This is a genomic window from Pseudomonas sp. LB3P81 (assembly GCF_054897965.1).
The window spans coordinates 470,985-484,058 of record NZ_JBUBVG010000001.1; the positions used below are offsets into that span (position 1 = coordinate 470,985).

11 protein-coding genes are annotated in these 13,074 nt (G+C 60.0%); 3 read left to right on the top strand and 8 right to left on the bottom strand.

What is annotated here, in order from left to right; all coding sequences use genetic code 11:
* Window positions 1-255: 255 nt before the first annotated feature.
* The 3 genes from ACYZTL_RS02220 to ACYZTL_RS02230 all read right to left on the bottom strand — a co-directional run bounded on the left by ACYZTL_RS02220 (window position 256) and on the right by ACYZTL_RS02230 (window position 4,220).
* Window positions 256-1,557: an NAD(P)/FAD-dependent oxidoreductase gene (locus tag ACYZTL_RS02220; protein WP_461950388.1), complete on the bottom strand. Its 1,302-nt coding sequence runs from the start codon at window positions 1,555-1,557 to the stop codon at window positions 256-258.
* The gene (locus tag ACYZTL_RS02225; RefSeq protein WP_461950389.1) at window positions 1,554-2,642 is read right to left on the bottom strand and encodes a polyamine ABC transporter substrate-binding protein; all 1,089 of its coding nucleotides are present in this window, start codon (window positions 2,640-2,642) and stop codon (window positions 1,554-1,556) included. Before ACYZTL_RS02225 ends, ACYZTL_RS02220 begins: the two co-directional genes overlap by 4 nt.
* Before the next feature lie 219 nt (window positions 2,643-2,861).
* A complete protein-coding gene (locus ACYZTL_RS02230; RefSeq protein ID WP_461950390.1) occupies window positions 2,862-4,220 on the bottom strand; it encodes a glutamine synthetase family protein in 1,359 nt (452 codons plus the stop codon).
* Window positions 4,221-4,381: 161 nt separating this feature from the next.
* Here ACYZTL_RS02230 and ACYZTL_RS02235 point away from each other — a divergent pair, with 161 nt between their 5' ends.
* Window positions 4,382-5,290, top strand: a complete 909-nt coding sequence (locus ACYZTL_RS02235) for a helix-turn-helix domain-containing protein (RefSeq protein ID WP_461950391.1) — start codon at window positions 4,382-4,384, stop codon at window positions 5,288-5,290.
* A gap of 64 nt (window positions 5,291-5,354) precedes the next feature.
* Complete coding sequence (locus tag ACYZTL_RS02240) at window positions 5,355-5,807, top strand: hypothetical protein (protein ID WP_461950392.1); 453 nt, start codon at window positions 5,355-5,357, stop codon at window positions 5,805-5,807.
* On the opposite strand, the gene ACYZTL_RS02245 is transcribed toward ACYZTL_RS02240, so the two are convergent.
* The 5 genes from ACYZTL_RS02245 to ACYZTL_RS02265 form a co-directional block, all read right to left on the bottom strand.
* Window positions 5,792-6,817 carry a DUF2955 domain-containing protein gene (locus ACYZTL_RS02245; RefSeq protein ID WP_461950393.1) on the bottom strand — a complete coding sequence of 342 codons (1,026 nt, stop codon included), beginning with the start codon at window positions 6,815-6,817 and terminating at the stop codon, window positions 5,792-5,794. The genes ACYZTL_RS02240 and ACYZTL_RS02245 overlap by 16 nt on opposite strands.
* Window positions 6,807-7,931, bottom strand: a complete 1,125-nt coding sequence (locus tag ACYZTL_RS02250; protein ID WP_461950394.1) for an HlyD family secretion protein — start codon at window positions 7,929-7,931, stop codon at window positions 6,807-6,809. Before ACYZTL_RS02250 ends, ACYZTL_RS02245 begins: the two co-directional genes overlap by 11 nt.
* Window positions 7,924-9,435 (bottom strand): efflux transporter outer membrane subunit, encoded by a 1,512-nt coding sequence (locus ACYZTL_RS02255; protein WP_461950395.1) that lies wholly within the window; start codon window positions 9,433-9,435, stop codon window positions 7,924-7,926. The genes ACYZTL_RS02250 and ACYZTL_RS02255 overlap by 8 nt, the downstream gene beginning before the upstream one ends.
* Before the next feature lie 132 nt (window positions 9,436-9,567).
* Window positions 9,568-10,242: a DUF3313 domain-containing protein gene (locus tag ACYZTL_RS02260; RefSeq protein ID WP_461950396.1), complete on the bottom strand. Its 675-nt coding sequence runs from the start codon at window positions 10,240-10,242 to the stop codon at window positions 9,568-9,570.
* A gap of 265 nt (window positions 10,243-10,507) precedes the next feature.
* Window positions 10,508-12,223: a cation:proton antiporter gene (locus ACYZTL_RS02265; protein WP_461950397.1), complete on the bottom strand. Its 1,716-nt coding sequence runs from the start codon at window positions 12,221-12,223 to the stop codon at window positions 10,508-10,510.
* A gap of 179 nt (window positions 12,224-12,402) precedes the next feature.
* Here ACYZTL_RS02265 and ACYZTL_RS02270 point away from each other — a divergent pair, with 179 nt between their 5' ends.
* Window positions 12,403-13,065, top strand: a complete 663-nt coding sequence (locus ACYZTL_RS02270; RefSeq protein ID WP_461950398.1) for a hypothetical protein — start codon at window positions 12,403-12,405, stop codon at window positions 13,063-13,065.
* The last annotated feature ends 9 nt before the right edge of the window (window positions 13,066-13,074 follow it).

Below are 13,074 nucleotides of genomic sequence, written 5' to 3' on the forward strand. Positions count from 1 at the left end.
GAAAGTCAGAGCACCTCCTCAATATAGAAGTGCCTTGCGAATGAGCAAATCGAAAGGCTATTTAGCGAGTGGACGGGGTGTGACGATCAAGAAGACATTTGTGGCGAGGTGGTTACCTGTGGCGAGGGGATTTATCCCCGTTGGGTCGCGAAGCGGCCCCCGGCATTCCTCTTGAAAAAGGATTGCGACTGCTTCGCAGCCGAACGGGGATAAATCCCCTCGCCACAAGTTTTGTGTGAGGTCTGCGACCTAGTGTCAGCCGAGCACTTCACGCAGCCGATACCAGAACATGCCAAGGGCCAACAGCGGAGAACGCAGCATCGGGCCGCCGGGGAAGGTCATGTGCGGCACGGCGCTGAATACGTCAAACCCTTGGCTTTGCCCGGTATGAATCGCTTCGCCCAGCAGTTTTGCGCACCAGTGGGTCACGTTCAGCCCATGACCGGAGTAACCCTGGGCGTAAAACACGTTCGGCTGTTGGCGCAAGCGACCGACCTGCGGAAAGCGATTCGCTGTGATCCCGATCTTGCCGCCCCATTGAAAATCAATGCGTACATCGGCCAACTGCGGGAAGACCTTGAGCATGTGCGGCCGCATATAAGCACCGATGTCCGCCGGATCGCGCCCGGAATAATGACAGGCTCCGCCGAACAGCAAACGCCGGTCCGCCGAGAGCCGGTAATAGTCCAGGCCGACTTTCTGGTCGCACAACGCCAGGTTCTGCGGGATCAATTGCGCGGCAACCTCCGGCGCCAAAGGCTCGGTGGCGACGATGTAGCTGCCCGCCGGAAGCACTTTGCCGCTGAGTTTCGGTTCAAGTTCGTCCAGGTGCGCATTACACGCCAATACCAGACTGCCGGCACGCACCGTGCCGCCGGCACAACGAACCTGCACCGTGCTGCCATGGATCAGTTCCAGTACCGGGCTTTGTTCGAAGATCTGCACCCCAAGCGATTGCGCCAGTCGCGCTTCGCCCAGCACCAGATTCAGCGGGTGCAAGTGCCCCGAGCCCATGTCGACCAGACCACCGGCATACACACCCGAGTTGACCACTTGCTCTCGGATCTGCTCCGGCCTGACCAATCGCGTTTCATGGGCGTAACCCGACTCGGCAAGGCCTTGCTGCTCAGCCTTGAACGCCGCGAACTGCGCCTTGGTGTTGGCCAGTTCACAGAAGCCCCAGCGCAGGTCGCAATCGATGTTGTGCTCACGGATGCGATTGCCCACGAGTTCCACCGATTCGATCCCCGCACGCTCAAGGTAACGCACGCCTTCGTTACCGACATGCCTGGCGAAACCGCTGACGTCATGACCGATGCCGCGAATCAACTGCCCCCCATTGCGCCCGCTGGCGCCCCAGCCGATTCGTCGGGCCTCCAGCAGAATCACCGAGAGCCCGCGCTGCGCGAGTTCGATGACGGTGTTGACCCCGGTGAATCCGCCGCCGATCACGCAGACATCTGCCACGAGGTCTTCGGCCAACGCGGGGAAGGGCGCCAGCGTATTGGCCGACGCGGCGTAATAGGAACGCGCATGTTCGTTGCTGTACTGATTCATTTGTTGGACTTCACTTTGCTCCAGGAACGGGTCATCAGACGCATGATCGCCTGGGGCGGGGTGGTCGAGATGTAGAGTTTGTCGAGCACTTCCTGAGGCGGGTAAACCTCGGGATTGTTCACCAGTTCAGCGTCCATGTATGGCTTGGCGGCGGGGTTCGGGTTGGCGTAACCGACCGAGGCGCTGACCTTGGCGATCACTTGTGGGTCCAGCAGGTAGTTGATGAAGGCATGAGCCTCCTTCGGGTTGCTCGCATCGGCGGGAATTGCCAGCAAGTCGAACCACAAATTGCTGCCTTCCTTGGGGATCGCATAAGCGATGTTCACGCCGTTCTTGGCTTCCCTGGCGCGGTTGGCGGCCTGGAACACGTCGCCCGAGTAACCGAAGGCCACGCAGATGTCGCCGTTGGCCAGGTCCGACACGTACTTGGACGAGTGGAAATAAGTGATGTAAGGCCGGATGCTCAACAGCTTGGCTTCGGCTTTTTTAAAGTCTTCCGGGTTCTCGCTGCGTGGGTCCATGCCCATGTAATTGAGGATGGCGGGAAACACTTCGTCCGCCGAATCCATCATCGACACGCCGCACTGGCTGAGTTTCTTGATGTTTTCCGGTTCGAACAACACTGCCCAGGAATCGATGTGATCAATGCCCAGCACTTGCTTGACCTTGTCGACGTTGTAACCGATGCCGTTGGTGCCCCACAGATACGGCACGGAGTGTTCGTTGCCCGGATCGTTCTTCTCCAGCAGTGCCAGCAGTTTCGGGTCGAGGTTCTTGAAGTTCGGCAACTGCGCGCGATCGAGTTTGAGGAACGCACCGGCCTTTACCTGGCGAGCGAGGAAGTGGTTGGACGGCACCACCACGTCATACCCGGTACGGCCGGCGAGCAATTTCCCCTCAAGGGTTTCATTGGAATCGAAGACGTCGTAGATCACTTTGATCGCGGTTTTCGCCTGGAAGTCGGCGAGGGTGGTTTCGCCGATGTAATCGGTCCAGTTGTAGACGCTGACAGTGGGCTGGGCCTGTGCAACGGCGCTGAACAGCATGGCCAGCGCGACCGGGACCATGGATTTCAGTAGACGCATATGGACACCTTTTGGAGTTATTGGATTTATCAGGTGTTTCTTGGATAAATTGTGGCGAGGGGATTTATCCCCGTTCGGCTGCGGAGCAGTCGTAAAACTATTGCTCGCGGTATGCCTGACTTACCGCAGTCGCAGGTTTTGGGGCCGCTTCGCAGCCCAACGGGGATAAATCCCCTCGCCACAGGTTTGGTGTTGTCTCACCGTTTCGTTAAATGGCGGTTAGACGCTGAGCAACAAAAACTCCCGCTCCCAGGAGCTGATCACCCGCTTGAAGTTCTCGTGCTCGGCACGCTTGACCGCCACATAACCACGGACAAACTTGCTGCCCAGATACCGCCCGATGGTTTCGCATTCCTCCATCTGCGTCAGCGCGTCTTCGATGGTGATCGGCAAACGCAGGTTGCGTCGCTCATAGGCCCGGCCCTGCACCGCAGCGCTCGGCTCGATGCGTTCGACCATGCCGAGGTAGCCACACAACAGGCTGGCGGCGATCGCCAGATACGGGTTGGCATCCGCGCCAGGCAAGCGGTTTTCCACGCGCATTGCCTCAGGGCTGGAGGTCGGCACCCGCAGGCCCACGGTGCGGTTTTCTTCGCCCCACTCGACGTTCACCGGCGCAGAGGTGTCAGGCAGGAAACGACGGAACGAGTTCACGTTGGGTGCGAACATCGGCAGCACTTTGGGAATGTATTTCTGCAGGCCGCCGATGTAGTGCAGGAACAGCTCGCTCATTTGCCCGTCGGCATTGGCGAATATCGGCTTGCCGGTGGCGATGTCCACCACACTCTGGTGGATGTGCATGGCGCTGCCCGGCTCGTCGCCAATCGGCTTGGCCATGAACGTCGCCGCGACGTTGTGCTTGAGCGCTGCTTCACGCAGGGTGCGTTTGAAGACGGTGATCTGGTCGGCCAGGTCCAGCGCGTCGCCGTGGCGGAAGTTGATTTCCATTTGCGCCGGGCCGTCTTCGTGGATCAGCGTGTCGAGGTCCAGGCCCTGCAGTTCGCACCAGTCGTAGACGTCTTCGAACAGCGGATCGAACTCGTTGGCGGCGTCGATGGAAAACGACTGACGACCACTTTCCGCCCGGCCCGAACGGCCCATCGGCGCCTTGAGCGGCAAGTCCGGGTCTTCGCAGCGCTGGGTCAGGTAAAACTCCATTTCCGGCGCGACAATCGGCCTCCAGCCTTTGTCGGTGTACAGCTGCAGGACTTTTTTCAACACGTTGCGCGGCGACAGTTCGATCGGGTTGCCGAACTTGTCGAAGGTGTCGTGGATCACGATTGCGGTCGGCTCGATGGCCCATGGAATCACGTAAACCGCGTCGGAAACCGGCTTGCACACCATGTCGATGTCGGCCGGGTCGAGCAGGTCGTAGTAGATGTCGTCGTCGACAAAGTCCCCGGTTACCGTTTGCAAAAGCACACTTTCCGGCAGGCGCATGCCTCGCTCATGCAGGAACTTGTTGGTGGGTGCAATCTTGCCGCGTGCAATGCCGGTCAGGTCGCTGACGACACACTCGACTTCGGTAATCTTGTGATCTTTCAGCCACGTGAGCAGCTGATCGAAAGGGACATTCATAAAGACCTCGTTATTGGTTTTATTAACGCCGGGGAGGGTGGTTTCATCCGCCACACACTTCCCCTGGGACGCGTTGACGACTATCTTGGGCGAGCCTTGCCGATCCATCTATCCACTTTCAGCAGCACCAAAACGCACCAAACGAGTGCGTAAGGTCACCCATGACGGCGTGCAATTCATTACAGGTCCAAGCGTTTAACACCGCCGATGTCGCCGAGCAAATCCGCGCCACACCGGGCTGGGTCCAGCACTATCAGCAGATGTCGCCGGGGCATTTCGCCGGGCGGGTGCGTTACCTCGATCTGCAGGGCGTAGAGATTTACGAGGAACACATGAACACCCGGGTCGAGCAGAATTTCAGCGCGCCCGAGGGTTCACTGGCGTTCTGTTTCGATCGCAGCGACAACGCGCTGTACGTGTTGAATGAAGAAAGCCGCAACATCTGGATCACGCCGGAAAACTATCAGGAAATCGCCGTGGTGTTCGGGCCGGCATTCGTTCAGCGACACGGTCTGAATGTCGCCAGGCTCGAAGGGCTGTTCATGGCGCCGCTGAATTCGAGGCAGAACGCGCTGTTCAGTCGTTGGCTGAGCGGGACCTTGACCCGGTTGGCGCAGACCCTCGATCCGCCGAGCAAAGAGGCCTTGACCCAGCAGTTGCTGGAAGACTGTCTGTACATCCTCGACAACGCCTGTGCCTGCCTGGATCGCGGCGGTTTGCAGCGCCGTGCTGAAGAGCGGGCGGTGATGAAGCGCATCGGCGAATGGGCGGCCGATTCCCCGGAAGAAACCCTGAACCTGATGGAACTGTCCCAGGTTGCCGGGGTTTCACTGCGTCAGTTGCAGCATGCGTTCAAGGCGTACACCGGCATGACGCCGACCCATTGGCTGCGCCTGCGCCGCCTCAACAGTGCCCACCGCGAACTGCTCGGTCGCTCGCCCATGGAAACCACGGTGGCCGAAGTGGCGATGCAGTGGTCGTTCTGGCATTTGGGGCGGTTTTCCAGCAGTTATCGCGCGCTGTTCAAAGAGCTGCCGAGTGAAACGCTGAAGCGTAGCCGTCAGTCATAAGTCGCAAGAAGGCGAGTGGGGGTGATCTACACTCTTGATGGCAGAGAAATGCTCGGAGGTCATCATGAACAGGTTGTCTTCCCTTGGCCTGTGTGTCGCGCTGTCGGTTTTCGCCACCCAGGGATGGGCCGAAACGGTGGTGCCGATGAAGGGTCAGACTTCGCAACAAACCCAACTGGACATCGACGCCTGCCACAACGTCGCCGCCAGTCAGAGTACAACGACGCCGCCGGCATCCGGTGGCCGCCTGAAAGGTGCGGCAGTCGGTGCCGCTGCCGGAGCGGCGGGTGCTCAGGTTCGCGGACGCCAGCACGATGAGCTTTATGACCGTGTGGATGACGATGTGAAGCAGGATTATCGGCAGAATCGGGCCAAAGAGACGGCCGCTGCCGGTGCGGTGGTGGGTGCCTCGCGTCAACGCCAGGAGCGCCGGGCGCAGCAGAAAACCGCCGATTCCACCAGTTCGACGGCCTACACCAGTTGCCTGCAAGGCAAGGGGTATCAGGTTAATCCCTGAACGCGTTTTGGCGGTCGCTGATCCAGCAGATAAACCATCAGGCAGGCATACAACGTCACCAGGATGAACAGTCCCATGCGCACGACAAATGCCGTGTAGACGTCCTTGCCCGCGAGGCTGTCCTGCACCGACTGACCGAGCAGGATAATCATGGTGATCAGGCTGTTGAGCCAGAACCCCGGACTCAACCGGGTCGGGCTCAGGGCGTACAACTTGCGCGCCAGGATCAGACCGAACAGCAACATCCACAGAAAAAACATCCATAGGTGCACAAACAGACTGAGGGCACACCAGAACAGTACGGCCAGCGCGCCGCCGAGCAGGGTCGAGCCGACCAGTTCGCGACCGGCGTTCCGGGCAGTGATGGAACTCTGCTGACCCAGGCTGACTGCCTTCAGAATGATCGGCAGATAGCTTGCCGGATCGATCAGTGCCAGCAAAAACGCCGGCAGCACAATCAGGGTTGCACGCAGCGCAACCCGACTGACTTCTTCCGCTGGCAACAGCGAGGCGGCGGGTGGCGACGGCACGTTGGCCGGGTCGGGAAACAGCCAGTGACTCACCGTCACCACCATCACCGCGAGGAGCAATCCTTTGACCAGAGCACCAATAACCATCGCCGCGAGGTCGAACTCGGCGACACCGGCCGATGAAATCATGGTCAGGCCGATCACCAGAAAGGTGACGATCAGGTTATTGCCGCCGCGCAGCCCAAAGCGAAAAACCAGGAACAGACTTACGCCGATCAGCAGCACGCCGCTGACCGGGTAATAACGCAGGATCGGAATCAACAACAGGCCGACGGCGGTGGTCAACATCGCAACCACGGCCAGAGCCAGTCCTGCCTTGAACGGCAGCGGGCGGTTGACGCTGGCGAGAAGCAACAGCGCAAGCACCGGCGCGATAAACGGAATAGGCAATCCCAAACCGAAACTCGCCGCGAGACACAATGCAGTGCCCGTGGCCAGACGCAGTGCGCGCTGAGCCCTGGGCGTGCGTTTAATAGGCATACGCCAGCCAACTCATCAGGCCAAGAAACAGACGGCCGAGCAGGTTCAACGGATTACCTTGGGTGGGAAAGGCCATGACTTCAGCCTGGCCCCCGGCACGGATGGCGCGACTGTCACGCAGCTTCGTCATCGACGCCTCGGAAAACTCGATGATCACCGGAAAACGCTGGGCCGGACGCAACCAATCGCGGCTGTTCTGCACACTGGGCAACGTACCGGGCGCCGCGGGCTGACCGACACTGACGCCATAGCCAACACTGCGTACGCGCCCGTCGAACACTTCGCCCGGCAGCGCATCCAGAACAATCACCACCGGCGTATCGAGCCTGATCAGGCCAAGATTGTTCTCGGTCATGTCGGCGCTGATCCATACGTCGTGAATGGCAATCAGGGTCATGACCGGACTGCCGACGGCGGCGAACTGTCCGGCGTCGGTGCGCAGGTCGGTGATCAAGCCTGCCGAGCGTGCGCGAATCTGTGCATTGGCCAGGTCCAGTTCGGCTTTCGACAATGCCGTGGCGGCGCTGCGTAGCAGAGCGTTATCTTCCGCGCTGCCGCCTTCCTGCTCACGCGCACGCTGGACTTCGGCACGGGCGGCGGCGACCTGGCTGACGGCTTGTTCGCGGCTGGCGCGCGACACTTCGAGCAGGCGCACGGAAATGGTTCCGGGGTCATCGCGATACAGCCCCTCAAGGCGCTGGTTATCCTGCCGTGCCTTGAGTTCGTTGGCCTGGGCGGCGCGCAAATTGGCTTGCGCCGAAGCAATGCCGGCGGTGCTCGCGCCGATTTGTCGGCGCGTCGATTCGAGGTCTGCGCGTGCACGGTCGACTGCGATTTGATACGGCTGGGGATCCACCTCGAACAGAACGTCTCCGGCCTTGACGTCCTGGTTGTTGCGCACGTTGACGCGGATGACCCGGCCGGCGACTTCCGCGGCCACCGGAATCACAAAAGCACCCACCCGCGCCTGTTGCGTATAGGGCGTGAACCGGTCAGCCAACAGGTACCAGGCCAGGCTCAGGACGATCACCAGCAACACCCATTTGATGCCTTTTTTCGCGGGGTCGGCGGGTGGCTCGGGCGCTTTGGGGGAGGGCGGTGCAGCTTCACTCATGGTCTTTTACCTTTTTAGGCTCATCCAGCAGATCGCCCCAGTCCGTGCGCTGCTCCATCTGTCGGCGGGTGGCCGCATCGATTTTCGGCAGCGCGCTGTACCAGCCACCGCCCAAGGCTTTGTACAGGGCGATCACATTGCTCACGGCATTGCTGCGGCTGACCAGGTAATTGTCCTGTTGCTCCAGCAAGGCGCGTTGCGCATCCAGCACCCGCTGGAAATCCGAATAACCTTCACGATATTGAGCGCTGGCCAGCACCAGCGAGCGTTTGGCGGCGATTTCGGCCTCGCGCAGGATTCGCTCGCGCTCCAGGGATTTGATCAATCCGTTGGCAGCGTCATCCGCCTCGCGCGCCGCCTGGCGAACCTTGTCGCGGTAGGCTTCGATCAACTGCTGCAACCGCGCATCCTGGACACGCACGTTGTTGCTGATCTGGCCATGGTCGAACAGGTTCCAGCGCAGACTGGGGCCGCCTATGAAGTCCAGGCTTCTGGACGTGCCGTTCAGCGTATCGGCCGACCAGACGATGCTGCCGAGCAAGGTCAGCGACGGGTAGAAATCAGTTTCGGCCACGCCAATCAGCGCCGACTGGGCTGCGACATTGAGTTCGGCCGCGCGCACGTCGGGCCGGCGCAGCAGCAGACTGGCCGGTACATCCTGCAGCACGGCGCGGTCCACCAGCGGGATCAATCCTTGATTCTCAAGTAACTGCGGCAATTCGCCGGGCGGTTGACCGATCAACACAGCCAGCGCATTGCGGGTGCGTAGCACCTGGTCCTCGAAGTTTGGGATGGTGCTGAGGGTGCCCAGGTATTGGGTTCTGGCTTGTTGCAGATCGAGTTCGGCTTGCTGGCCGCTGTTGAACAGCTTTTCGGTGATCTCGAAGTTGCGCTTTTGCTGTTTGGCGTTCTCCTTTGCCACCCACAAACGCGCCTCGGTGGTACGCAACGAAAAGTAGGTATCCGCCACCTGGGCGCGCAGTAGAACAAGTACGTCTTCATAGTTGGCCTGTGTGGCGAAATAGTTGGCGTCGGCCGACTCAATGGCCCGGCTGAAACGGCCCCAGAAATCCAGCTCCCACCCCACGTCGAACCCGGCGCTGTGTTGCCAGAAATGGCTGTCCTGAGGATTGTTTCCGCCAGATTGCCTGCGGTTGAAGTACAGACTGTCGACGCTGGCTTGCTGCAATTGCGGGTAACGTCCGCTCTGGGCAATGCCCAATTGGGCACGGGCTTCCATCACTCGCAAGCCAGCGATCTTCAGATCGGAATTGCGGGCATCCGCTTCGGCGATCAGGCGATCGAGCACCGGATCGCCGAAAACCTGCCACCATTGACGCAAGTCCGGGTTCAGGCTGCGTTGGCTGGATTGCTCGAGGGCCGGGGAGCCCCACCGGTCAATCCACGTTTGTTTCGGGGACTGAAAATCCGGCCCCAGACGCACGCAGCCACTCAAGCCGAGCACACCCAGCAGGAGCAGTTGGCCCGGTCGCGTCAGATGCATGCGTGTTTTCCAGTCCAGGAATATCACTGGAGCATAGACGCCCGGATGATCAATTGACCGCCACGCGTTTCAAGCGTCTTCACATTCGGCACGGCCGGTCAAAAAGGCGCGCTACTGATGCTCGGCTTTCCGTTATTTGATGAAAACCTGCAGATCCTGGGTCAGCTTGTCGATCGCCACTTTGAAATCCTTGGTGGTGATCTTCTGGCTGTCGTTTGACAGCGTACTGCCAAAGACTTTGCGCACCACTTTGGCCACGGTCTGGTTGTTGCTGGCGTCGATAAACTCGGCCTCGATGAACAGGGTGGTTTCTTGATCACGGTGGCCACTGACAGCGGAAACACCCCCTACGACGGCGGCGACCGGAACCACTTCATACCATTTCATGCCTTCGTTTTCGGCATTCACCCCGGTGATCGCCGCGCGCATGATCAAGGTTTTTGAACCGGCCGGCGCTGCTTTTGCGCTCGACACAAGCCGATATTTCAGGCCCAGCACGCTTTTGGCTTTGCTGGTCATGTAACTCTGTAATTCGTCCAGGGTTTGCCGGTTGACCCGTTCGTTAGGCTGTGGCGCCGGGTAAAGCTCCAGCTTGTTGAAAGCCACGGTGTTATAGGCATCCGGATTCCAGGACGGGCTCACCCAGCGCATGGCTGTTTCGCCGCTGGTGGTGGTGACCTGCTGTAAGTTGTTGTAGTTGGAGAGGAAGCCGGAATATTGCTCACGCTCGGTGACTTTCGAGGTGCAACCGCCGAGTAGCAGGCTGGCCAGCGCAGCGCCGATAAACAGTTTTCGGGAGAGGCTCATAGTGGTTTGTGCTCCATGAATAAGTCGTCTTGTTTGGCAAACATTTGACAATGTTCGATCAGGAGAACACGGGCAGCCTTTGGAGGTTGGCCAGGGGCACATTCCATTGTTGTTTAAAGCCTTACTGCTCTTGGGCTCATATGAACAATGGACCGAAGAGCCAATTTCAGAGGCCTCGCCCCAAGAAAACCGACAATCAGACCTGTCGAGTTGAGTTAGAAATTAGTTCGTTTTTTCGTTTTGTAAAGCGCCCGCAGTGCGCTTCTCAATGAAACTCTTCATCTTCCGCACCCGGATAAAAACCGTGCAGCAGTTGATAGCGGTCACGTCGGATCTGATCGACCCGGTCCTGCACCTGCTGTCCGGGAAAACCCAACAGAATTAGCGCATGCGAGGCGAGCACCAGGCTGGACTCCATCAGTTCGGGTACCACTTCGCTGGCACCGGCTGCTTTCAACTCGGGCCGCTGATCGTCGTCCTTGGTGCGCACCAGGATCGGCACGCTGGGGTTGATTCGACGTGCCGCTTGCAGGATCTGCAGGGCGGTGGCGGTCTTGTCGACGGCGATGACCAGCAGACTGGCACGCTCCAGTCCGACCGCCGCCAGCAGGTCACCGCGCTGTGAATCTCCATAGTGCACAGCCTGTTCAGCGGCCGCTGCCTCTTGAACCCTTACCGGGTCGCTGTCCAGCGCTACGTAAGACTGCTGGGCGTTTCGCAGGATCCGCCCGATGGATTCGCCCACGCGGCCGTAACCACAAATCACCACGTGACGCTGCGCTTGCGCGTTAAGCGCAGTGATTTCCTCAAGCCTCGCTTCTTCGTAGGGCTTGCGATGCAAGCGTGCGGCGAGGCGCGGAGCCAAGCGCAGCAGCGACGGCGTGACCAGCATCGAGCAGAAGGTCGCTGCGAGCAGCAGTCCGCCAAGATCGGCCGGCATCAAATTGTTCTGCTGCATCTGCGTCATCAATGCAAAGCAGAATTCGCCACCCTGGGCCAGCGCCAGCCCGCTGCGCCAGGCAGTTTCACCGTCGCTGCCTCGCCATTTGACCAACAGCGCGACGACGCAGCCCTTGATCAGCAACAGTCCCACAGTCAGACCGAGGATCAACAGGCCGTGGCTGGCAAACAGGCGCAAGTCGATCAACATGCCGATACTGACAAAAAACACGCCAAGCAGGATGTCGCGAAAAGGGCGAATGTCGGCCTCGATCTGATGCCGGTAATGGCTTTCCCCCAGCAGCATGCCGGCGAGAAAAGCGCCCAGTGCAGGGGAGAGGCCAATCAGATGCGTCAACCCCGCCGTCAGCAGCACGATCACCAGGGCGAGAAGTACGAACAGCTCGGCGGAATGCGACGCCGCCACCTCATGAAACAGGCGCGGCAACACCCAGCGACTAGCCAGGGACAGCCCGACGAACAGCACGAGGGTCTTGCCCAGCGTGACGGGAAGCGCCCAGTACCAGGCTTGATCGCTGGTGCCGGCAAACACTGGGACCAGGGTCAGCAATAACACTGCCACGACGTCCTGAAACAGCAACACGCCGATGGCATTCTGACCGTGGCTGCTGAAAATCTCGCCGAGACTGCCCAGTTCCTTGCTGACGATGGCCGTGGAGGAAAGCGCCAAACCCCCACCGAGCAAAAACGCCGGAGCCGTCGGTACACCTGCCAGCATCAGCAAGGCCCCCCCAACGCCCCCGGATACCAGCACTTGAAGGCTGCCCAGGCCAAACACCACCCGACGTAGCGCAATCATTTTCGACAGCGAAAACTCCAGCCCCAGAGAAAACAGCAAAAACACCACGCCCATTTCGGCAATCAGTGGCAACGCGTCATTGTCATGCACCCAGTCGAACGCCGTAGGTCCCACGATCAGCCCCACACAGAGGTAACCCAGTACCGGCGGCAAGCGCAGGCGATGAAACAGGGCAATGACGACCAGTGAGGCGGTGAAAATGACCAACAGGCTGACGAACATGGAAGCTCCGTGACGGCTCTGGTGTGCAGGTGGGCAATTGTAGCTCGCACCCCAAAGTACGACGGGCGTGTTCAGGCGCGTATGAAAACTCGCGATCGCTGTGGCGGCAAAACTGTTTGAATCTACACTCAAGTGGGGCTGTCAGAGACCTTCGGGTCGAATCTGCAAAGGTTGGCCGCATGCAGAACAATGGAAGAGAAAAGTCGGCACGGGTGCTCGATCCGGTCGATCGCGTCACCGAGGTGATTTTCGGCCTGCTCATGGCCATGACCTTCACCGGAACGATCAGCGTGGCGACCGCCGACCAGGAGGCCGAGCGCACGATGATGTTCGCCGCGCTCGGCTGCAACCTGGCGTGGGGCCTTGCCGATGCGGTGATGTATCTGCTGCGAACCCTGATCGAACGCACGCGCAACCGCACATTATTTGCCGGGTTGTCCGGCGGGGCCGATTCGGCCACCGGACAGGCGCTGATTGCTGATGCGCTGCCGCCACGAATTGTTGCGGCAGCCGGCCCCGAGGGCCTTGAAGCCCTGCGCCGCCGCCTGATCGAAGCGCCAGCCATGCCGCCGCAGCCGATTCTGGGCCTGGATGATTTCAAGGGCGCGGTCGGAGTTTTCCTGTTGGTCGTGCTCGCAACATTTCCGCTCGTGGTGCCATTCATGCTGCTTGACCAGACCCTGCTTGCAGTGCGCCTGTCCAACCTCATCGGACTCGTGGTGCTGTTCCTGGCCGGCTGGATGCTTGCGCGATACGCCGGTGCGAAACCGTGGCAGGGCGCCGTTGCGCTGGCAATCACCGGTGCGTTGCTGATCTTCGCGATCATCGCGCTCGGCGGATAGCTCCCCAAC

What these genes read in the sequence shown, in the direction of transcription:
- ACYZTL_RS02260 (WP_461950396.1), bottom strand. Translation starts at nt 10,242, where the DNA reads ATGAGCCTCTCCCGAAAACTGTTTATCGGCGCTGCGCTGGCCAGCCTG.
- ACYZTL_RS02240 (WP_461950392.1), top strand. Translation starts at nt 5,355, where the DNA reads ATGAACAGGTTGTCTTCCCTTGGCCTGTGTGTCGCGCTGTCGGTTTTC.
- ACYZTL_RS02225 (WP_461950389.1), bottom strand. Translation starts at nt 2,642, where the DNA reads ATGCGTCTACTGAAATCCATGGTCCCGGTCGCGCTGGCCATGCTGTTC.
- ACYZTL_RS02245 (WP_461950393.1), bottom strand. Translation starts at nt 6,817, where the DNA reads ATGCCTATTAAACGCACGCCCAGGGCTCAGCGCGCACTGCGTCTGGCC.
- ACYZTL_RS02255 (WP_461950395.1), bottom strand. Translation starts at nt 9,435, where the DNA reads ATGCATCTGACGCGACCGGGCCAACTGCTCCTGCTGGGTGTGCTCGGC.
- ACYZTL_RS02235 (WP_461950391.1), top strand. Translation starts at nt 4,382, where the DNA reads ATGACGGCGTGCAATTCATTACAGGTCCAAGCGTTTAACACCGCCGAT.
- ACYZTL_RS02220 (WP_461950388.1), bottom strand. Translation starts at nt 1,557, where the DNA reads ATGAATCAGTACAGCAACGAACATGCGCGTTCCTATTACGCCGCGTCG.
- ACYZTL_RS02265 (WP_461950397.1), bottom strand. Translation starts at nt 12,223, where the DNA reads ATGTTCGTCAGCCTGTTGGTCATTTTCACCGCCTCACTGGTCGTCATT.
- ACYZTL_RS02270 (WP_461950398.1), top strand. Translation starts at nt 12,403, where the DNA reads ATGCAGAACAATGGAAGAGAAAAGTCGGCACGGGTGCTCGATCCGGTC.
- ACYZTL_RS02250 (WP_461950394.1), bottom strand. Translation starts at nt 7,931, where the DNA reads ATGAGTGAAGCTGCACCGCCCTCCCCCAAAGCGCCCGAGCCACCCGCC.
- ACYZTL_RS02230 (WP_461950390.1), bottom strand. Translation starts at nt 4,220, where the DNA reads ATGAATGTCCCTTTCGATCAGCTGCTCACGTGGCTGAAAGATCACAAG.